This window comes from Micromonospora xinjiangensis (assembly GCF_056150165.1).
In genome coordinates, this window is the sequence record NZ_JAXCFO010000002.1 from 247,151 (window position 1) to 265,786 (window position 18,636).

Annotated in this window: 14 protein-coding genes, 2 pseudogenes and 1 riboswitch; of the genes and pseudogenes, 11 read left to right on the forward strand and 5 right to left on the reverse strand. The window is 73.6% G+C overall.

Translation table 11 applies throughout. The features are described 5' to 3' along the window. Positions 1-10: 10 nt before the first annotated feature. Positions 11-304: a gas vesicle protein gene (locus tag SM573_RS07940; RefSeq protein ID WP_474615828.1), complete on the forward strand. Its 294-nt coding sequence runs from the start codon at positions 11-13 to the stop codon at positions 302-304. Continuing rightward, entirely contained in the window at positions 301-654 is a 354-nt protein-coding gene (locus SM573_RS07945; protein WP_474611271.1) for a gas vesicle protein K, read from the forward strand. Before SM573_RS07940 ends, SM573_RS07945 begins: the two co-directional genes overlap by 4 nt. A 29-nt stretch (positions 655-683) precedes the next feature. Here SM573_RS07945 and SM573_RS07950 read toward each other — a convergent pair. Together SM573_RS07950 and SM573_RS07955 are read right to left on the reverse strand one after the other, a co-directional pair. Beyond that, positions 684-2,243 (reverse strand): annotated as a pseudogene (locus SM573_RS07950) (AAA family ATPase); the annotation flags it as partial. Between the two features lie 200 nt (positions 2,244-2,443). After that, positions 2,444-3,035: pseudogene (locus SM573_RS07955) on the reverse strand (AAA family ATPase); the annotation flags it as partial. Positions 3,036-3,157: 122 nt separating this feature from the next. On the opposite strand from SM573_RS07955, the gene SM573_RS07960 reads away from it, so the two are divergent. Beyond that, positions 3,158-6,025, forward strand: a complete 2,868-nt coding sequence (locus SM573_RS07960) for an alpha/beta fold hydrolase (protein WP_474615829.1) — start codon at positions 3,158-3,160, stop codon at positions 6,023-6,025. Then, a complete protein-coding gene (locus SM573_RS07965) occupies positions 6,025-6,888 on the forward strand; it encodes an ABC transporter permease (RefSeq protein WP_474611269.1) in 864 nt (287 codons plus the stop codon). Before SM573_RS07960 ends, SM573_RS07965 begins: the two co-directional genes overlap by 1 nt. A 105-nt stretch (positions 6,889-6,993) precedes the next feature. On the opposite strand, the gene SM573_RS07970 is transcribed toward SM573_RS07965, so the two are convergent. Together SM573_RS07970 and SM573_RS07975 are read right to left on the reverse strand one after the other, a co-directional pair. After that, positions 6,994-7,656: a DUF4232 domain-containing protein gene (locus SM573_RS07970; RefSeq protein ID WP_474611268.1), complete on the reverse strand. Its 663-nt coding sequence runs from the start codon at positions 7,654-7,656 to the stop codon at positions 6,994-6,996. 648 nt (positions 7,657-8,304) lie between these two features. Continuing rightward, complete coding sequence (locus SM573_RS07975) at positions 8,305-8,622, reverse strand: ArsR/SmtB family transcription factor (protein WP_474611267.1); 318 nt, start codon at positions 8,620-8,622, stop codon at positions 8,305-8,307. A 92-nt stretch (positions 8,623-8,714) separates the two neighbouring features. Between SM573_RS07975 and SM573_RS07980 the strand changes: the two genes are divergently transcribed. The 4 genes from SM573_RS07980 (at position 8,715) to paaN (ending at position 14,240) form a co-directional block, all read left to right on the forward strand. Continuing rightward, on the forward strand, positions 8,715-9,686 hold the full coding sequence (locus SM573_RS07980) for a DMT family transporter (protein ID WP_474615830.1): 972 nt from the start codon (positions 8,715-8,717) through the stop codon (positions 9,684-9,686). Between the two features lie 70 nt (positions 9,687-9,756). Then, positions 9,757-9,891, forward strand: a riboswitch (SAM riboswitch). An 11-nt stretch (positions 9,892-9,902) separates the two neighbouring features. Further along, the gene (gene thrC / locus SM573_RS07985) at positions 9,903-11,189 is read left to right on the forward strand and encodes a threonine synthase (RefSeq protein WP_474611265.1); all 1,287 of its coding nucleotides are present in this window, start codon (positions 9,903-9,905) and stop codon (positions 11,187-11,189) included. Between the two features lie 305 nt (positions 11,190-11,494). Next, the gene (locus SM573_RS07990; protein WP_474615831.1) at positions 11,495-12,514 is read left to right on the forward strand and encodes a GNAT family N-acetyltransferase; all 1,020 of its coding nucleotides are present in this window, start codon (positions 11,495-11,497) and stop codon (positions 12,512-12,514) included. A gap of 52 nt (positions 12,515-12,566) precedes the next feature. After that, positions 12,567-14,240, forward strand: a complete 1,674-nt coding sequence (paaN, locus tag SM573_RS07995) for a phenylacetic acid degradation protein PaaN (protein WP_474615832.1) — start codon at positions 12,567-12,569, stop codon at positions 14,238-14,240. 106 nt (positions 14,241-14,346) lie between these two features. Here paaN and SM573_RS08000 read toward each other — a convergent pair whose 3' ends face one another. Then, complete coding sequence (locus tag SM573_RS08000) at positions 14,347-14,877, reverse strand: N-acetyltransferase family protein (protein WP_474611262.1); 531 nt, start codon at positions 14,875-14,877, stop codon at positions 14,347-14,349. Between the two features lie 223 nt (positions 14,878-15,100). Here SM573_RS08000 and SM573_RS08005 point away from each other — a divergent pair, with 223 nt between their 5' ends. The 3 genes from SM573_RS08005 to groL all read left to right on the forward strand — a co-directional run bounded on the left by SM573_RS08005 (position 15,101) and on the right by groL (position 18,586). Continuing rightward, complete coding sequence (locus tag SM573_RS08005; protein WP_013288855.1) at positions 15,101-15,304, forward strand: cold-shock protein; 204 nt, start codon at positions 15,101-15,103, stop codon at positions 15,302-15,304. A gap of 214 nt (positions 15,305-15,518) precedes the next feature. Next, a complete protein-coding gene (locus SM573_RS08010) occupies positions 15,519-16,688 on the forward strand; it encodes a hypothetical protein (RefSeq protein WP_474615833.1) in 1,170 nt (389 codons plus the stop codon). Between the two features lie 275 nt (positions 16,689-16,963). Next, on the forward strand, positions 16,964-18,586 hold the full coding sequence (gene groL, locus SM573_RS08015; protein ID WP_474611260.1) for a chaperonin GroEL: 1,623 nt from the start codon (positions 16,964-16,966) through the stop codon (positions 18,584-18,586). Positions 18,587-18,636: the final 50 nt, after the last annotated feature.

Here is an 18,636-nt window from a genome sequence, read left to right on the forward strand (position 1 = left end):
GGTGGCGATGGTGACCACCTCGCTCGCCCCGAACAGCGCCGACGATCCGCTCGCCTACCGGCCCGTCGCCCTCGTCGACCTGCTCGACCGGGTGCTGGCGACCGGTGTGGTCGTCACCGGGGACATCACCATCGCCATCGCCGACGTGGACCTGGTGCGGATCTCGCTGCGCGCCCTCATCGCCTCGGTCGGCGCGCTCGCCCCGCCCGACCCGGGAGCCCTGCCCGACCCGGGAGCCCTGCCCGAGCCGGGAGCCCTGGCGGAGCCGGGAGCCTTGCCGTCCTTCGACGGAGGGGGCGGATGAGCGAGCGGGACGAGGCCGCGGAGCTGGCCGCCGCCCTGGACGCGCCGCAGTGGCAGTCACCGCGGGTGACGCCGCTGGAGCGGCGGCTCGCCGTGGACCGCGACTCCGTCGAGCGGGGACTGGCCAGCCTGGTGCTCACCGTGATCGAGCTGCTGCGGCAGCTCATGGAGCGGCAGGCGCTGCGCCGGGTGGAGCTGGGCGACCTCAGCGACGAGCAGGTCGAGCGGATCGGCGTGACGCTGATGGCGCTGGAGGAGCAGATGGCGGGGCTGCGGGAGTACTTCGGCCTGGCCCCGGAGGACCTCAACCTCGACCTGGGGCCGCTCGGCCCGCTCCTGCCCACCGACTGACCGGCTCCGGTCGAGCGGACGTCGGCGGCTCAGCCGCGCTCGGCCGCGTACGCGGCGAGCCAGGCGACCTGGGCGGGGTCCAGTGACGGGCGGACCCGTCGTCGGGCTGCGGCGACGTGCGTCGCGGTGACGACCGATGCCTCCAGCGACTCCCGCATCGCGGCCAGCGCCGCCTCCCGGACCAGCGCCGCGCAGTCCGCCGCCGAGAACCCGTCCAACTCCTCGGCGAGCCCGCCGAGGTCCACGTCCGGGGCCAGCGGCACGTTACGGGCGGCGGCCCGCAGGATCTCCGCGCGGGCCGGCCCGTCGGGCGGCGGAACGTAGACCAGCCGCTCCATCCGGCCCGGCCGCAGCAGCGCGGGGTCCACCAGGTCGGGCCGGTTGGTGGCACCGACCACCACCACGTTGCGCAGCGCCTCCACCCCGTCGAGCTCGGTGAGGAGGGCCGCGACCACGCGGTCCGTCGTACCGCCGTCGCTGGCCTGGCCACGGACCGGGGCCAGCGCGTCCACCTCGTCGAGGAAGACCAGCGTGGGCGCGGCCTCACGGGCTCGGCGGAACAGCTCACGGACGGCCCGCTCGCTCTCACCGACCCACTTGGACAGCAACTCGGCGCCCTTCACCGACAGGACGTTGGCCCGGCCCGAGCCGGCCAGCGCGGTCACCAGGTAGGTCTTGCCGCAGCCGGGCGGGCCGTAGAGCAGCACACCGCGGGGTGGCTGCACCCCGAGCCGGGCGAAGGTGTCCGGGTAGGTCAGCGGCCACAGCACCGACTCGGTGAGGGTCTGCTTCACCTCGACCAGGTCGCCCACGTCGTCGAGGGTCACCGTGGCCAGTTCGAGGGTCGACGCGGCCATCGTGGTCGGCCGGACCACCTCCAGCGCCCCGACGAAGTCCGCCATCGCCACCGTCGGGGTCTGTACGGACTTCTGCCGCAACGCCGCCCGCACGCCGGCCTCACGGACCAGCGCGGCCAGGTCGGCCGCCACGAATCCCGGTGTCCGGCCGGCGATCTCGTCGAGCCGGACGTCCTCGGCGAGGGGCACCTGCCGGGTGAACACGGTGAGCTGGTCCCGGCGCAGCACCGCGTCCGGCAGCGGGACGCCGATCCGCAGGGAGAGCAGGTCCGGGGCGCGCAGCGCCGGGTCGACCGCCTCCGGCCGGCCGGTGGTGCAGACCACCGCCGCCCCGGCCCGGAGCGTCTCGGCGAGCACCTGGCGGAACACGGTGCCCACCGGCCCGGGCTCGTCGGCCGGCGCGAGCGCCTCGACGTCGGTGACCAGCAGCACGCCCGGCCCGTCCGCGCGGACGGCGGCTCCGGCGGCGCGGAGCCGCTCCGCGGCGGCCTGGTTGGTCAGCGCCGCCACCTCCGGCGCCCAGAGCGCGCAGACCGGCGCGCCGACCCGGGCGGCGACCGCGCGGACCAGGGCGGACTTGCCCGAGCCGGCGGGTCCGCTGACCAGCACGCCCAGCGAGACGGTGGTGCCCAGGCGGCCCAGCACCTCCCGGTGGTGGAAGCCGAGGTCGAGCAGTTCGGTCAGCTCCTCGGCCTGGGCCCGCAGCCCGGGCAGTTCGTCGACGGCGGGGGCGTCCTCGGGCACCGCCGCCCGGAGCTCCCCGGCCTGCCCGCCGGTGCCGCCCGCGCCGTTGGTGGACCGCCCGCCGGTCGGCCGCGCGCCGCCCGCGAATCCGCCCCGCCCGGTGCCGATCCCCGGGGCGACCGTGCGGCCGTCGCCCGGCGCGCCGGTCCATCCGGGGCCCCCGGCCGTTTCGGTTCCCTCGGCCCGACCGGTGGAGCCGTGGGTGGCCGGGCCGTGCTCCCAGCCGACGAGGGTGTCCATGGTGACCAGCGCGCCGTCGGCCGGTTCCACCGTGACCACGGTGAGCAGGGTGCTCGTCCAGGCGTAGCCGACGGTGTTGGCCAGGCTGCGCCGAGCCGCCACGACCAGGCTGCGGACCGAGGCGTCGGGCAGCACGTCCTGGGGCAGCAGCGACACGTCGTCGCCCGCCGTCACCACCTTGCCGAGCAGTGCCAACCGGAGCATCTCCGGGCTCACGGCGGCCACGATCTCCGCCGGCCCGGCCAGGGTGACGCGGGTCGCGGCGGCCAGCGGGAGAGGGCTCACCGTCACCCGGCCGCCGTCGCGGACTCCCAGGTTGCCGAGGGTCAGGTCGTCGGCGTGGAGCAGGGCGGTGCTCGCGCCCGGCTCGGCCGCCGCGACGATCCCCGCCGTCGCCCGCCTCCCCACGAGGCGGACCGGGTCACCCGGCTGGAGGCCCAGCGCGGCCAGCACCTCCGGGTGCAGTCGTACGACGCCGCGCCGGGCGTCCAGCGCCGCCGGTCGCAGGCTCGCGATCAGCGTCAGGTCGGGTTGCGCCACCGCCCGACCCTAGCCCGCCGTGGCGAGCGGTGCCGGCGACCGCCGCGGCCGTGACCGGGAGCGGCGACGGTGTACGGCGGATCTCAGCCAATGCTCAGGAACCGGCCCGTACCGTGTGCCGCATGACATCGCCGTTGTCGATCCGTCGGATCCGGCGTGCCCTCCCCACCGGCCGACGGGCGGTCGTCGCGGCGGTGGTCGTCGTGCTGCTGGCCACCGTGGTCGTCTGGGCGGTCCGGCCGCGCGACCCCGGGGTGCGCGCCGAGGTCGCCGTGCTGACCGTCCGCTCCGGGCCGGACGGGCAGCAGCCCGTGGATCTGGACACCACCCTCTACCTGCCGGAGACGGCGTCGGCCGGGCACAAGGTGCCCGCCGTGCTGCTCGCGCACGGATTCGGCGGCACCAAGGAGTCGGTACGCGCCGACGCCGAGGAGTTCGCCGGGCGCGGGTACGCCGTGCTGACGTGGACGGCCCGCGGCTTCGGTCGCAGCGGCGGCGAGATCCACCTGGACCACCCCGACTACGAGGTGCGGGACGCGCAGCGGCTGCTGGACTGGCTGGCCGACCGCCCGGAGGTTCGCACCGACGCGGCCGGTGACCCGAGGGTCGGTGTCGTCGGCGGCTCGTACGGCGGGGGGCTGGCCCTGCTCCTCGCCGGCCAGGACCGGCGGGTGGACGCCATCGTCCCGATGATCACCTGGAACGACCTGGCGCGGAGCTTCCTGCCGGAGAGCACGGGTGGGCCGGTCACGGCGGGCGTGTTCAAGAAGGGGTGGGCCGGCCTCTTCTTCGGCGGCGGCGGAAGCGTCGGATCGGGGCCCGCCGGGCTCTCCGGCACCACTGCCGCGCAGCCGCAGGGAGCACCGGCGTCGGCCGGGCCGCCCAGCCCCGGTCCGGGGGCGGGTCCGGGCACCGGCCCGGGCGGTGCGCCGGGTGCGGCGGCCGACCCCTCCTGCGGCCGGTTCGCCGCCGACGTCTGCGCCGCGTACCTGCGGATCGCGACCACCGGTCGGGCCGACCAGGCGGCCGTCGACCTGCTGCGCCGGTCCAGCCCGGCGGGCGTGCTGGACCGGATCACCGCGCCGACCCTGCTCGTGCAGGGCGAGGCCGACAGCCTCTTCCCGCTCAGCGAGGCGGACGCGAACGCCCGGGGCATCGCGGCCAACGGGACGCCGGTACGGGTCGCCTGGTTCACCGGTGGGCACGACGGCGGCGAGGGGCCACAGACCGACTCGGACCGGGTGCGATTCCTGACGGCGCAGTGGCTCGACCACTACGTGAAGGGCGAGGGCGAGGCGCCGAGCGACGACTTCACCTGGTCCCGGATCGCCGGGTTCGACGCGCTGGACCGGGGGCTGGTCGCCACCGGTTACCGCACCGCCGACTATCCGGGCACGGGCGGCGAGCGCCGCACCGCGGTCCCGGTCAGCGGGCCGGAGCAGCGGATCGCCAACCCGCCGAACGGCAACCCGGCCGCGATCTCGTCGGTGCCGTTCGCCGGTGGGCTCTCCGCCCTGCTCGACGGCGTCGCCGGGGATGTGCCGGGCCAGCACGCCCGCTTCGAGTCGGCCCCGCTGGCCGAGGCCGTGGACACCGTCGGCGCGCCGACGGTGTCGGTGCGCGCCGCGTCGCCCACGGGCGAGGCGGTGCTCTTCGTGAAGCTCTACGACGTGGACCCGAACGGCTCCGCCACCCTGCCGAACGGCCTCATCGCCCCGGTGCGGCTCACCGGGCTGCCGCAGCGGATCGCCGACGCGCGCCCGGTCACCGTCACCCTCCCGGCGATCGTGCGCCGGTTCGAGGCCGGCCACCGGCTCCGCGTGGTGGTGGCCACCTCGGACCAGGCGTACGCCACGCCCGCCGAACCGACCGTCTACACGGTCGCCGCGGGCGATGCGCCGCTCACCCTGCCCGAGGTGCCGGGCGAACCGATCCCGACGGCGGCGACCGTCTGGCGGTGGGTCCTGGTCGGGCTGCTGGCCGGCATCGCGGTCGGGCTCGTGGTGGTCGTCGCCGTGGTCCGCCGCCGGCACCGCCGGCACGACAGCTCGGTGCATCCGGGGTACGCGGACGTCCCGCTCGCCGTGCGCCAGCTCCGCAAGGAGTACGCGGACGGCTTCGTGGCGGTCTCGAACGTGGACTTCGAGGTGCACCCCGGTCAGGTGGTCGGGCTGCTCGGGCCGAACGGCGCCGGCAAGACCACGACGTTGCGGGTGCTGATGGGGCTCACGCAGCCCACCGCCGGGGAGATCTACGTGTTCGGGCACCGGCTGGTGCCCGGCTCGCCGGTGCTCTCCCGCATCGGCGCGCTCGTCGAGGGGCCGGGCTTCCTGCCGCACCTCTCCGGCCTGGAGAACCTGCGGGCGTACTGGCGGGCGACCGGCCGGCCGGAGGCCGACGCCCACTTCGACGAGGCGCTGGAGATCGCCGGGCTGGGTGCCTCCGTGCATCGGAAGATCAAGACGTACAGCCACGGTATGAAGCAGCGCCTGGCCATCGCGCAGGCCATGCTCGGTCTGCCGGAGCTGTTGGTGCTCGACGAGCCGACCGACGGGCTCGACCCGCCGCAGATCGCCGAGATGCGCCGGGTACTCCAGCGCTACGCCACCGACGGGCGGGCGGTGCTGGTCTCCAGCCACCTGCTCGCCGAGGTGGAGCAGACCTGCACGCACGCCGTGGTGGTCAACAAGGGACGGATCGTGGCGTCCGGGCCGGTGGAGGAGATCGTCGGCGAGTCGCCGAGCGTGCTGTTCGAGGTGAGCGACCCGGCCGCGGCGCGGGCGGTGCTGGACGGCCTGCACGGGGTCCGGGTGCTGCCGGAGTCCGACGGCCAGCTCGTGGTGGACACCAACGGCACGGCGCGCAGCGAGGTCGTGGCCGAGCTGGTCCGGGCCGGCATCGGAGTGGACCGGGTGGTGCCCCGACGCCGCCTGGAGGACGCGTTCCTCGCCCTGGTGGGCGAGAACTCGCGGGGAAGTGGGGACCGCTGATGAGCACGTCCACGGTGGGCGCCGCCCCGGGCTACCGGCCCTCGGCCACGCTGCCCTTGGCCGCCGAGTTCCGCCGGCAGGCGGCGCGCCGGCGTACGCAGCTGGCGCTCGGCTTCATGGTGCTGCTGCCGTTGATCATCCTGATCGCGTTCCAGTTCGACTCGGGGGACGACGACAACGGGCGCGGCGAGTTCGCGAGCCTGATCTCGTTCGCCACGACCGGAGGGCTGAACTTCGCCCTCTTCACGATCTTCGTCTCGGCGTCGTTCCTGCTGGTCGTCGTGGTGGCGCTCTTCTTCGGCGACACGGTCGCCAGCGAGGCGAGCTGGGGCAGCCTGCGCTACCTGCTGGCCGTGCCGGTGCCCCGGGCCCGCCTGCTCACGGTGAAGCTGCTCGTCGCGTCCGCCTACTCGGCGGCGGCGCTGCTGCTGCTCGCCGGCACCGCCCTGCTCGCCGGCACGCTCCGGTACGGCTGGGCGCCCCTGCGCAGCACGGTCGCCGCGGAACTCTCGCCGGGTGAGGGGCTGCTCCGCCTGCTGGCCGTGCTCGGCTACCTCGCGGTCGTCCTGCTGGTGGTGGCCGGCCTGGCGTTCCTGCTCTCGGTGAGCACGGACGCGGCGCTCGGCGCGGTCGGCGGCGCGGTGCTGCTCTGGATCCTCTCCAGCATCCTGGACCAGATCACGGCGCTCGGGGCGCTGCGCGCCTTCCTGCCCACCCATTTCAGCACCGCGTGGCTGGGCCTGCTCTCCACGCCGGTGCAGACCGACGACGTGGTCCGCGGCACCATCTCCGCGATCGGCTACGCGACGCTGTTCTGGGCGCTGGCGTACTGGCGCTTCACCCGCAAGGACGTGACCTCGTAGGCGGCCGTCCGGGTGTCTCCGCGGTCGGCTCCCCTTGAGAGCGGGCTGTCCGGGGTGGCGGCGGACGGGCGTTCGCTCGGCCGGGGTGGCGCGGTTGGCTCTCCGTCAGAGCCGGCTGTCCGGGGTGACCGCGATCGACGGCGCTCCGCTCGGCTGGGACGGCGCCGGCGGCTGGGCCGGGGTGACCGTTTCCGCCTTCTTCCAGGCGCTGACGCCGATCCGGCCGGTGTTGCCGAGGTCGATCGGCCCATCCGGGTCGACGGCCTGGGCGGGCCGGCCGGCGGCCGGTGCGACGTCCAGGTAGGCGCCGTTGGCCGGTGACCCGGTCGCGTCGGTGAACGTGTTGCGCCACAGGACGGTGGCAGTCGCGCGCTCGCCGGGCTGGAGCGTGACCGGCCGGGGCGGCGCGTCGAAGCCCGAGGTGATGTCCTTCGCTCCGTGCACGACGGTGAGCGGGATCGGCTGGTGCTGCTCGTCCTGCACGGCGAGCACCGGGTAGCCGTTCAGCTCGTAGGTGACGGTGCCGCAGTTGATCAGCTCGACACCGAGCGCCCGCAACCCCATGGCGGCGTCGGACCCGGTCGACCGGATGAGCACTCCCGAGTCCGGGCAGGTCGCGGGGCCGGCCGGGGTGGCCGTGGGTGTGCCCGACGGCGCGGGGGCCGGTGCGGGCGCCGCCGCGTCGGGCGTGCAGGCGGCGAGGGGGAGGGCCGCGACGAGCGGCAGGCCGGCGAGGAGAAGTCGGAGGCGTACGGGTCGCGGTGTCACCGCCGCATCCTCCCACCGCACCGGAACCGTCCCCGCTCCCGTCCGCCGTCCCCGCTCCCCCGGCCGTCCTGCTCCCGTCCGCGGTACCCGCTCCAGTGCAGAACTCGCGTGAGACCTAACCAAGATCCACGCAACTTCAGGGATGTTGTCGCCTCGGGGGGTCGCGAAGCCACTGTTTCCATGATGTTGCGTGCATTTCGGGGGCGCAGCGCCGCGCGGGGCCGAGGTCAGCACTCGGCTCGAGCCTCCCGGGACCTCCGGCCCGGCTCCTGCCCCGGCGGGCGCCGTGCCGGTGCTCGTCCCAGACCTGGGGCAGCTCGACAGCCTGCGGGCTCCTGGCCCTGCGGGCTCGGTGCCGGTCCTTGCCCCAGATCTGGGGCGGCTCGACAGCCTGCGGGCTCCTGGCCCTGCGGGCTCGGTGCCGGTCCTTGCCCCAGATCTGGGGCAGCTCGACAGCGTGCGAACACCCCTGCACCTTCCGCCCGCTCCGGGCACCTCCCCGGGCCATGGCAGGTCCGACACGCGCCGGAGGTCCGGGTGCGGGAACGGGCCGGGAGCGTGGGCGCCGGGCTCGCTTCGCGCTGGGCCTGCCGGCGGGGGTCCGTCACCTGACGGCCCTGTGAGCTCCGCTGCGCGGGATCGAGAGGTTCAGGCGCGCTCGGCCGGGGCGGCGCCGCGGGTGAGCACGGCGTCGAGCAGGCCGGGGTAGAGGCGGTCCAGCTCGTCCCGGCGCAGCCGGACGTAGCGGCTGGTGCCCGCGACGCGGGTGCGGGTCAGGCCCGCCTCGCGCAGCACCTTCAGGTGGTGGCTGCGCGTGGCCTTGGAGACGCCGATCTCGAGGGTGCCGCAGGCCTGCTCGCCGCCCTCGGCCAGCGCCCGCACGATCTGCATCCGCACGTCGTCGGCCAGGGCGCCCAGCACCGTGGTGACGGGCACCTCGCGCAGCTCGGGTTCGTGCAGCTCCATGTGACCAGTGTAACCCTTGTTCGACAATCGTCGAACATCCTCCTAGGGTCGGGACTGTTGTTCGATGGTTACCGAACATTGGAGATCGTCGCATGCGTTCCCGTGCCGCCGCTTTCCCGCTGCTCGCGGTGCTGAGCTGGGGAGTCATGTTCCCGGTCCTGGCCAGCGCGCTGACCCGGGTCGACCCGCTCAACCTGACCACCGCCCGGTACCTGCTGGCCGTCGTGATCCTGGTCGCCCTGCTGCTGCTCCGCGAGGGGGCCGCCGGCCTGCGCCTGGCCGGCCGGGGCGTCGAGGTCGCGGTGCTCGGTGTGGTCGGCTTCGCCGGATTCAACCTGCTCACCAACCTGGCCCTCGCACACGCCACGCCGCAGCAGACAGCCCTGTTCGTGGCCACCACCCCGCTGGTCACCCAGCTGGTCCGGTGGGCGCGCGACGGCGTACGCCCGCGGCCGGCCCTGCTGTCCCTCTCCCTGGTGGCGCTCCTCGGCGTCGGCCTGGTGATCACCCGTGGCAGCCTCGCGGGGCTCGGCAAGTTCGGCGTCGGCGGGCTCATGATGGTCGGCGCGGTGCTCGGCTGGGCGATCTACACGCACGGGGCATCCCGGTTCACCGGATGGTCGCCCCTGCGCTTCAGCACCCTGACCGCGCTCGCCGGAACGGTGGTCATGCTGGCCGTCAGCATCGGCACCGACCTCGCCGGGGTGCAGCACCTGCCGGCCGCCGCCGACCTCGTGGCCGTCGCGCCGCAGCTGGCGTACGCCGTGGTCGTCGGCGCGGTGATCGCGGTGCTGGCGTGGAACACCGGCGTGAAGCGGCTCGGCTCGGCGAACGCCGCGCTGTTCATGAACCTCGTCCCGGTGACCACGTTCGCGGTGCAGATCGCCCGCGGCTACCGGCCGGGCGCGTACGAGCTGGCCGGCGCCGCGCTGACCATCGCCGCCCTCGTGGCCGCGAACCTGGTGAGCCGCGGGCGGGCGTTCGTGCGCGGGTCGGAGCCGCAGCCGCTCGCCGTCGCCGACCCGATCGCGGTCGTGGACCCGGTGGCGGTGGTGTCCCGCTGACGGCTCACACCGTGGGAACCCGGGAGAGACGGTCCCCGCCGGGCGCTTAGACTCGACGGCACAACTGAAGACCTCATCCAGAGGGGCTGAGGGATACGGCCCGATGACGCCCCGGCAACCACTCCGCGCGCTCACCGTCGAGCGACGGCGGGGCAGGTGCCAATTCCGTCCCCGCCGCGCCGTGCGATGCGGGGAAAGATGAGAGGACTCCTCGACATGACGTCGACGATCGCCCCGTCCGGCATCGACACCACGGCCAGCCCCGCCCGCGCCCTCGTCTGTCGCGCCTGTCAGGCCCGCTACCCGCTCGCCGCCCAGCACGCCTGCTACGAGTGCTTCGGGCCGCTGGAGGTCGACTACGACACCGCCGCGCTGGCCCGGGTGACCCGCGAGCAGATCGAGGCCGGGCCGCGCAACCTCTGGCGGTACGCCGCTCTCCTCCCCGCCGGCCAGGACCCGGCCACCCGCGTCACCCTGGACCCGGGTCTCACCCCGCTCGTCGCCGCCCCGCACCTCGCCGCCGAGCTGGGCATCACCGCCCCGCTCTGGGTGAAGGACGACAGCGCCAACCCGACCCACTCGTTCAAGGACCGGGTCGTCTCGGTGGCGCTCACCGCCGCCCGGGCACTCGGTTTCACCCGGTACGCCTGCGCCTCGACCGGCAACCTCGCCAACTCCGTCGCCGCGCACGCCGCCCGGGCGGGGGTGCCGTCGGTGGTCTTCATCCCCAGCGACCTCGAGCAGGGCAAGGTGGTTACCACGGCTGTCTACGGCGGTGACCTGGTCGCCATCGACGGCTCGTACGACGACGTGAACCGGCTCTGCGGCGAACTGGTGGAGACCGACGAGTTCGAGGATACGGCGTTCGTCAACGTGAACGTCCGCCCGTACTACGCCGAGGGCTCGAAGACGCTCGGCTACGAGGTCGCCGAGCAGCTCGGCTGGCGGATCCCCGCCCAGGTGGTGATCCCGATGGCGTCGGGTGAGCTGCTCACCAAGATTGACAAGGCGTTCAGCGAGCTGGTCGAGATCGGTCTGGTCGAGGCGCCGGCCGGCGGCTGGAAGGTCTTCGGCGCGCAGTCGGCCGGCTGCAACCCGATCGCCACCGCGCTGCACGACGGCACCGACGAGATCGTCCCGGTGAAGCCGACCGGCATCGCGAAGTCACTGAACATCGGCGACCCGGCGGCGGGCCTCTACGCGCTGGAGGCTGTCCGGCGCACCGGCGGCTGGATGGAGTACGTCGACGACGACGAGATCCGCGCCGGCATCCGCCTGCTGGCCAGGACCACCGGCGTCTTCGCGGAGACCGCCGGCGGCGTGACCGTGGCGGTGCTGCGGAAGCTGGTCGAGTCCGGAAAGCTCGACCCGACCGCCGAGACGGTCGTCTTCAACACGGGCGAGGGGCTGAAGACCATCGACGCCGTCGCGGGACAGGTCGGCCCCACCCACCGCATCCGCCCGTCGCTGCGTGCCGCCCGGGACGCCGGCCTCCTCGGCTGACCCCGCCCCGGCCCGTCGAGCCCGAGGGCCCCGAGGGGAGGCGCGGATCGCCCGGACGGGGGATCAGGCCGATCCGCCGGGTAACCGGCGTTTCGCTCTGGGTGCGAGAAACCCGCCCCTAAGGACTTGACGGCAGGAATGGGACGGCGGAAGATGCTCCGTGCGGGAGGGCGTATCGCCGAAGACTTTGTTCTTGCGACCCAGCGCCGGAGGCGTTGTGCGATCGACCCTCCCGACCAACGTCCGGACGGGCCAGCGAAGAAATTCGCTGGCCCGTCCGCCTTTCGGCGGGCACTCTCGGCGGCATGACCGTCACGATCGCGCCGTTCGACGCCGCTGACCCGGCCGCGATCGAGGCGGCCTACCGCATCGGGGCCGCGGCCATCGAGGCCGACGTGCCCGACTACCCGCCGTTCTGCCGCCGTCGCTTCGAGGCGATGCTGCACCACCCGATGCCCGGCACGGTCACGCTCTGGGCGCTGGCCCGGCGCGACGGCGTGCCCGCCGGCTATGTGGCGCTCGACCTGCCGCAGCTCGACAACACCGACAACGCCACCGTCGACCTCGTCGTCCACCCCGCGCACCGGCGCCGGGGCGTCGGCCGGGCGCTGCACGAGCACTGCCTGCGGCTGCTGCGCGAGCAAAACCGCAAGCGGGTCGTGGGGATGGCGGTGTCGGCGCTGCCGGGAGGTGCGGCGCGGCCGGTGAGCGGCGGCGCGTTCGCCGCCGCGGCGGGGGCGCAGCCCGCGCTCGCCGAGGTCCGTCGCCGGCTCGACCCCACGCGGGTCGACCAGGGGGCGTTGGACGCGCTGCTCGCGGGCGCCCGCGCTCACGCGGACGGCTACCGCACGGTCCGCTGGCACGGGTTCGTCCCCGAGGAGTACGTCGCGGACATCGCCTACCTGGACGGCCGGCTGGTGACCGACGCGCCAATGGGCGACCTGGAGTGGGAGGCGGAGAAGGTCGACGCCGACCGCATCCGGGGCACCGAGCGGGCGCTGGCCGCGCGGGGCCGGCGGCAGTACCACGCGGCGGTCCGGCACGAGGCGTCCGGACGGTTGGTCGCGTGGACGCTGCTCGACGTGGGCCCCTCGGCCGACTGGCACGCGTTCCAGCAGATCACCATCGTCGACCCGGAGCACCGTGGCCACCGGCTGGGCCTGCTCATCAAGATCGAGAATCTGCGGCACCTGCTCGCCCACGAACCGGCGGTCCGCGCGATCGACACCTTCAACGCCGCCTCGAACGGGCACATGATCGCGATCAACGAGCGGCTCGGCTTCCGACCGGTGGACGGCTGGACGGACTGGCAGCTCACGATCTGAGTTGTGACACGGCCCTACTGATTTTGGTACCTGCTGTTGCATGATTGCGGGCATGACGGAGACCCCGCACCCCCTCTACGACCGGCACGTCGACACCCTCACCCGTGCGCTGACCGCCATCTCGGAGCGCGGGTACTGGTCCGCCTACCCGGAGTCACCCAGCCCGCGGGTGTACGGCGAGACGGCCGCCCCGGACGGCAAGGCCGCCTTCGAGGCGTACCTGAACGGTGACTTCCCGCTGGACCAGCCGGGCGCCGCCGACCGGGTCGCCACCGAGACGAGCCCGTTCGGCGTCGAGCTGGGTGTGCGCTACCCGCACGCCGGGGCCGACGAGCTGGTCGCCGCCGCCGGCGCGGCGCTGCCCGCCTGGCGCGACGCCGGCCCGCAGGCCCGGGTCGGGGTCGCTCTGGAGATCCTCGACCGGCTGCACAAGCACATCTTCGAGCTGGCCAACGCGGTGCAGTTCACCAGCGGCCAGGCGTTCGTGATGGCCTTCCAGGCCGGTGGCGCCCACGCGCTCGACCGCGCGTTGGAGTCGGTCGCCTACGCGTACGCCGAGATGACCCGCCACCCCGGCACGGCCGGCTGGGAGAAGGCCGCCGGCAAGGGCGACCCGCTGCGGATGTCCAAGACCTTCCACGTGGTGCCGCGCGGCGTGGCCCTCGTGATCGGCTGCAACACGTTCCCGACCTGGAACTCCTACCCCGGTCTCTTCGCCTCGCTGGTCACCGGCAACCCGGTGATCGTCAAGCCGCACCCGCGCGCGGTGCTGCCCCTGGCCATCACCGTCAGGTACGCCCGGGAGGTGCTGGCCGAGGCCGGCTTCGACCCGAACCTGGTGCTGCTCGCCGCCGAGGCCCCCGGCGAGAAGCTCGCCTCCACGCTGGCCCTGCACCCCGCCGTCAAGATCGTCGACTTCACCGGCTCGACGGAGTACGGCGACTGGCTGGAGGCGAACGCCCGGCAGGCGGTTGTCTACACCGAGAAGGCCGGCCTGAACACCGTGGTCGTCGACTCGACCGACGACTTCGCCGGCCTCTGCCGCAACCTGGGCTTCACGCTCACCCTCTACAGCGGCCAGATGTGCACCACCTCGCAGAACATCCTGATCCCGCGCGACGGCATCGAGACCGACCAGGGGCACAAGAGCTTCGACGAGGTGGCCGGCGGGATCGCCGCCGCCATCGGCAAGCTCACCGCCGACCCGGCACGCGGCGTCGAGTTCACCGGGGCGATCGTCAACGACGGTGTACTGGAGCGGCTCGACGAGGTCACCAAGGTCGGTGAGCCGGTGCTGGAGTCGCGCACGGTCGCGCACCCGTCCTTCCCCGCCGCTGTGGTCCGTACGCCGACCGTCGTCAAGGTCGCGGCGGACGACACCGCGACCTACGGGCGGGAGTGGTTCGGGCCGATCTCGTTCGTCATCCCTACCGACTCCACCGCGCACAGCCTGGAGATCATGCGCGAGACGGTGGGGGAGAAGGGCGCGTTGACCGCCAGCGTGTACTCGACCGACGAGGCGGTGCTCGACGCGGCCGAGGCCGCGGCCATCGAGGTCGGGGTGCACCTGTCGTGCAACCTGACCGGCGGGGTGTTCGTTAACCAGTCGGCGGCCTTCTCCGACTTCCACGGCAGCGGCGCCAACGCGGCCGCCAACGCGGCGCTCACCGACGGCGCGTACGTCGCCAACCGGTTCCGCATCGTGCAGTCCCGCCGGCACGTCTGACGGCGCGGTCGAGGGCTCCCCGGGCACCGTCGCGGTGGCCGGGGGCCCTCCTCTGCCGCGGGCCCGCCGTCGGCCCGTCGGCGACCGACCGCGCCGGAACCGGCGCTCAGGCGGCCCGACGCATCTGGAGCTCGGTCAGCGTGGGGACGGTCGGGTGCGGCACCCGGACCCCGGTGTCGACGAAGCCCAGTCGCCGGTACGCCCGGTAGGCCCGGTCGTTGCCGACCACGACCTCCATCATCAGCTCCGGCCGCCCGCACGCCCGGGACCACTCGGCGACGGCGTCGACCAGCTCGGCGAGCAGGCCACTGCCCCGCCAGACCGGGGTCACGTAGACGGCGTAGATCACGGTCAGTCCCGGTTCGGTGGGCACCACGATGCCGCCGGCGTGGCCCACCAGCCGCCCGCCCGGGTCGGCCACGAACTGGGCGGTCTGCGAGCCGGCGGAGGTCTGTGCGATTCGCGCGGCGTACTCGGCGTGGGGGCGCGCCGCCGCGTCCGCGATGGTCTCCAGGAAGGCCAGCGGCGCGTCGGCGAGCATCTCCAGCCGCAGCGCCCGCATCCGTGCCGCGTCCTCCGGACGGACCCGGTGGATCTCCGGCCACCGGCCGCCGGGCCCGACCCGCACGCTCGTCATGCCCGCATGCCTACCACAGCGACGGTGGGCGATGACCTCCACCGTTCATCGGCCTGATTTGCCCCTTTTTGTGATCGTGCGCCGCCGTCACGCCTCGTGTAGCGTGCGATTTCGGTCACCCTTTCGGCGGGCGTCGCAGATCGCGGAAAAGGTGGTTTCCGAGCGCCCGGCCCTGCCCGGGCGCTCGGGGTAGGTAATGCCGCGCAGAGTGAGGAAGTGCACCGTGGCACAGGGCACCGTGAAGTGGTTCAACGCCGAGAAGGGCTACGGCTTCATCGCCGTCGACGGCGGTCAGGACGTCTTCGTCCACTTCTCCGCGATCGAGATGGACGGCTACAAGGCGCTGGACGACGGCCAGCGGGTCGAGTTCGAGATCGCCCAGGGCCAGAAGGGCCCCCAGGCGGAGCGGGTGCGCGTCATCGCCTGAGCGGTCCCGCCCTCGCAGGTTCCGGGCGCCGCCCGGGCCGGGGGTGAGTCTCGGTGGTCGCCGTCGGTGATCAAGAGATTCGCGTCAGAGGAACGACCCCGAACGACGCACGCCTCTTGATCACCCCCCGCGGGAGCGGCGCGCCGGCCGGGGCTGCGCGCGGACGGCTCAACCGGGAGGATCATGAGCCGTTCCAGCGTCGCTAGGAGGGTTCATGTCCGACGTGCCACCCCCGGCCGCCCCGCCGCCGGGCCAACCCGGCCAACCCCACCCGTCCGGGTCGGGCAACGCCGGCTCGCAGCCCCCTGCCGGGGATCCGGCCGCCTCGTCCGGCTGGGCCGCGCCCGGCGGGCAACCCGGGTGGGACCCGGCCGCGCAGGCCAGCTGGGGGCCGTCCGGCACCCCGCCTCCCGCCAGCTGGGGGCCGCCCCCGTCCCAGGCCCCGGGGTACCCGCCCGGTGGCGCCTATCCGCCCGGTGGTCCCTATCCGGGGCAGCCGTGGCATCCGGGGTACGCGGCCGCCTGGTACCCGCCCGGCATCGACCCGAACGACCCGCTGGTCACCCCGCCCGGCGCCGGCCTCGCCGGGTGGTACGAGCGGTGCGTCGGTGTGGTCCGGCGCGGCTGGCGGATCCTGCTGCCCCTTCTCCTGATCACCCAGGTGCTGCCGGCCGTGGTGCTGTCCGTGATCAGTCTCGGGGTGGACCCGACCGCCCGGTGGGAGGCCTCCGCCGCCCAGGATCCCGCCGCCCTGCCGGAGACCTTCGTCAGCGACTTCGTCACGCTCTTCTCGGTGACCCTCGTCGGTAGCGTGCTGATCGGGCTGGTGCAGTGCCTGGGTTGGGCGGCCGGCACGTGGGTGATCGCCCGCCAGGCCGTCGGTGAACCGGTCACCCTGGGCGCATCCCTGCGATACGGGCTTCGCCGGGCCCTCGGGCTCTGGGGCTGGACCCTCCTCGTCGGCCTGATCGTCGGCCTGGGCGTCTGCTTCTGCGTCCTCCCCGGCATCTACCTCGCGTTGGCGCTGAGCCTGGCCGGGCCGGTCTACCTGTTCGAGCGGCAGAACCCGATCGGGCGGGCGTTCGGGATGTTCCACAAGCGGCTCGGCATGGTGCTCGGACGGGTGGCGCTCGTGGTCGGCGTGCTCGTCCTCGGCAGCCTGGTCGTCGGGCTCCTGGAGGGCGCCGCCACGGCCCCGCTGGGCACCGATCCGCTGGGCGCTCCGGGTACGGCGGCCGGTGTGGTGGCGGTGCTCACGGTCACCGGGCTGCTGTCACTCCCCGTCCAGTTCGTGCCACTCGTGGGGCTGCTGGTGACGTACGCCGAGCAGCGCGCGCACGAAGGGCCGGTGAACAGCGCCGGGCTCGTCGCCGAACTCCGCTGAGAGGCCCATCGTGCTTGCACTCGGCAGGTGAGAGTGCTAAACAAGTCATTGGCACTCGCACCCCGTGAGTGCCAATGGTCGGGGCGGTGGGGCCGCGGCCGCACCGGCGGGACAAGCCGCCGGTGGGGCACGTGGCCGGTCGTCGCGGGCTATCCGGCCCGGCCGAGGAGACGTCGTCGTCGCCATGAGGGCGACGTCCCAAGGTGCGTACACCAGGCGGCCCATCCGGGACACACACTCGGGTGGCCCGTGAGTGTCCAGGAGGACAACGCCGTATGGCCAAGATGATCGCGTTCGACGAAGAGGCGCGCCGCGGCCTCGAGCGGGGCATGAACCAACTCGCCGACGCCGTGAAGGTGACGCTCGGCCCCAAGGGCCGCAACGTCGTGCTCGAGAAGAAGTGGGGTGCCCCCACCATCACCAACGATGGTGTGAGCATCGCCAAGGAGATCGAGCTCGAGGACCCGTACGAGAAGATCGGCGCCGAGCTGGTCAAGGAGGTCGCGAAGAAGACCGACGACGTTGCCGGTGACGGCACGACGACGGCGACCGTCCTGGCTCAGGCCCTGGTCCGTGAGGGCCTGCGCAACGTGGCCGCCGGTGCCAACCCGATGGCCCTGAAGCGGGGCATCGAGGCCGCCGTGGCCAGCGTCTCGGAGGAGCTGCTGAAGCTCGCCAAGGACGTGGAGACCAAGGAGCAGATCGCCTCCACCGCCTCCATCTCGGCCGCTGACACCAGCGTCGGCGAGATCATCGCCGAGGCGATGGACAAGGTCGGCAAGGAAGGCGTCATCACCGTCGAGGAGAGCAACACCTTCGGCCTGGAGCTTGAGCTCACCGAGGGCATGCGCTTCGACAAGGGCTTCATCTCCGCGTACTTCATGACCGACCCGGAGCGTATGGAGGCCGTCTTCGACGACCCCTACATCCTGATCGCCAACAGCAAGATCTCGTCGGTCAAGGACCTGCTCCCGATCCTCGAGAAGGTCATGCAGTCGGGCAAGCCGCTGCTGATCATCGCCGAGGACCTGGAGGGCGAGGCCCTGGCCACCCTCGTGGTCAACAAGGTCCGCGGCACCTTCAAGTCGGTCGCCGTCAAGGCGCCGGGCTTCGGTGACCGCCGCAAGGCCATGCTGACCGACATCGCCATCCTCACCGGTGGCCAGGTCATCAGCGAGGAGGTCGGCCTCAAGCTCGACGCCGTCGGCCTCGACATGCTGGGCCGCGCCCGCAAGGTCGTGGTGACCAAGGACGAGACCACCATCGTCGACGGTGCCGGCGACGCCGAGCAGATCCAGGGCCGGGTCAACCAGATCCGTGCCGAGATCGACAAGAGCGACTCCGACTACGACCGGGAGAAGCTGCAGGAGCGCCTGGCCAAGCTGGCCGGCGGTGTTGCGGTGATCAAGGTCGGCGCGGCCACCGAGGTCGAGCTGAAGGAGCGCAAGCACCGCATCGAGGACGCCGTCCGCAACGCCAAGGCCGCCGTCGAGGAGGGCGTCGTCCCGGGTGGTGGCGTCGCGCTGGTGCAGGCCGGCAAGACCGCCTTCGACAAGCTGGACCTGACCGGCGACGAGGCGACCGGCGCGCAGATCGTCAAGATCGCGCTGGACGCCCCGCTGCGGCAGATCGCCGTCAACGCCGGCCTCGAGGGTGGCGTGGTAGTCGAGCACGTCCGCAACCTCGAGCCGGGCCACGGCCTCAACGCCGCGACCGGCGAGTACGTGGACCTGCTGGCCGCGGGCATCATCGACCCGGCCAAGGTGACGCGTTCGGCGCTGCAGAACGCGTCGTCGATCGCCGCGCTGTTCCTCACCACCGAGGCCGTCGTGGCGGACAAGCCGGAGAAGACCCCGGCCGCCCCGGCTGGCCCGGGTGGCGGGGACATGGACTTCTGAGTCCTGACGTTCCGATCGGAAACGGGGCGGGCCGCTGACGCGGTCCGCCC

Bases quoted from the DNA above. Each gene is read 5' to 3' on its own strand.
- SM573_RS07945 (WP_474611271.1), top strand. From the start codon at position 301: ATGAGCGAGCGGGACGAGGCCGCGGAGCTGGCCGCCGCCCTGGACGCG.
- SM573_RS07960 (WP_474615829.1), top strand. From the start codon at position 3,158: ATGACATCGCCGTTGTCGATCCGTCGGATCCGGCGTGCCCTCCCCACC.
- SM573_RS07965 (WP_474611269.1), top strand. From the start codon at position 6,025: ATGAGCACGTCCACGGTGGGCGCCGCCCCGGGCTACCGGCCCTCGGCC.
- SM573_RS07975 (WP_474611267.1), bottom strand. From the start codon at position 8,622: ATGGAGCTGCACGAACCCGAGCTGCGCGAGGTGCCCGTCACCACGGTG.
- SM573_RS07980 (WP_474615830.1), top strand. From the start codon at position 8,715: ATGCGTTCCCGTGCCGCCGCTTTCCCGCTGCTCGCGGTGCTGAGCTGG.
- thrC (WP_474611265.1), top strand. From the start codon at position 9,903: ATGACGTCGACGATCGCCCCGTCCGGCATCGACACCACGGCCAGCCCC.
- SM573_RS07990 (WP_474615831.1), top strand. From the start codon at position 11,495: ATGACCGTCACGATCGCGCCGTTCGACGCCGCTGACCCGGCCGCGATC.
- paaN (WP_474615832.1), top strand. From the start codon at position 12,567: ATGACGGAGACCCCGCACCCCCTCTACGACCGGCACGTCGACACCCTC.
- SM573_RS08000 (WP_474611262.1), bottom strand. From the start codon at position 14,877: ATGACGAGCGTGCGGGTCGGGCCCGGCGGCCGGTGGCCGGAGATCCAC.
- SM573_RS08010 (WP_474615833.1), top strand. From the start codon at position 15,519: ATGTCCGACGTGCCACCCCCGGCCGCCCCGCCGCCGGGCCAACCCGGC.
- groL (WP_474611260.1), top strand. From the start codon at position 16,964: ATGGCCAAGATGATCGCGTTCGACGAAGAGGCGCGCCGCGGCCTCGAG.